Genomic DNA, 1,283 nt, shown 5'->3' with positions numbered 1-1,283 from the left:
AGCGGGCACGCGGACCGGGTGGGGGTGCGCATCGATCCGGCCGGGCCCGTCCCCCGGTCGAGCACCCGCGAGATCCCCAGCGAGGGCATGGTGCGGGGCGCGGTGCAGGTCCCGGCCGACGGGTCGCCGGTCGTGTTCGGGCCGGACCACCCGGTCACGGGCGGCTACCCGGTGATCGGGGTGCTGACCTCGCGGTCGTCGGACGCACTGTCCCAACTCCTACCGGGAGCGCCGGTGAGCTTCCGGAGGGTGTCGGAGTGACCGACTAGGGTGTGCCAGGCGGAACCAAGTACCCTGGACCGTTGGTGTGCGCGGAAATCACTGCCTGCGGGCAGGTTTTCGTCCCTCACCGAAAGACGACTCTCTTCGAGGTGAAAGCAGACCATGTCAGCGATCGTCCTGATCGGCGCCCAGTGGGGCGACGAGGGCAAGGGGAAGGCCACCGACATCCTGGGCGGCCGCGTCGAGTACGTGGTCAAGCCCAACGGCGGGAACAACGCCGGCCACACCGTGGTGGTGGGCGGAGAGAAGTACGAGCTCAAGCTCCTCCCCGCCGGGATCCTCTCGCCCACCGCCGTGCCCGTGATCGGCAACGGCGTGGTGGTCAACCTCGAGGCGCTGTTCGAGGAGATCGACGGCCTCGAGGCCCGCGGCGCCGACACCTCGCGGCTGCGCATCTCCGCCGACGCCCACCTGGTGGCCCCGTACCACCAGGCGCTGGACAAGGTGACCGAGCGGTTCCTGGGCAAGAAGGCCATCGGTACCACCGGCCGCGGCATCGGCCCCACCTACGCCGACAAGGTCTCGCGGGTGGGGATCCGCGTGCAGGACGTCTTCGACGAGTCCATCCTGCGGCAGAAGATCGAGGGCGCGCTGCACCTCAAGAACCAGATCTTCGTGAAGATCTACAACCGCCGCGCGGTCGAGGTCGAGGAGATGGTCGAGTACTTCCTCTCCTACGCCGACCGGCTGCGGCCCATGGTCAGCGACACCACCCTCATGCTCAACCAGGCCCTGGAGCGCGGCGAGTCCGTGCTGATGGAGGGCGGCCAGGCCACCATGCTGGACGTCGACCACGGCACCTACCCGTTCGTCACCTCGTCCAACCCCACCGCCGGCGGCGCCTGCGTGGGGTCGGGCGTCGGGCCGACCAAGATCACCCACTCGCTGGGCATCGTCAAGGCGTACACCACGCGAGTGGGCGCCGGGCCGTTCCCGACCGAGCTCTTTGACAAGTGGGGCGAATACCTGCAGGTCACCGGCGGCGAGGTGGGCGTCAACAC

General features: G+C 69.2%; 1 protein-coding gene and 1 pseudogene. Both read left to right on the top strand.

From position 1 onward, the window contains the following. Positions 1–261, top strand: a pseudogene (locus G6018_RS13505) (biotin-dependent carboxyltransferase family protein); the annotation flags it as partial. Between the two features lie 123 nt (positions 262–384). After that, positions 385–1,283 (top strand): adenylosuccinate synthase (locus tag G6018_RS13500; protein WP_182639885.1); only part of this gene is annotated, 899 nt, incomplete at its 3' end.

Origin of the sequence: Dietzia sp. DQ11-44, from assembly GCF_014145205.1 — a bacterium.
GTDB lineage: Bacteria > Actinomycetota > Actinomycetes > Mycobacteriales > Mycobacteriaceae > Dietzia > Dietzia natronolimnaea.
This window is presented reverse-complemented; position numbering and strand designations above follow the sequence as displayed.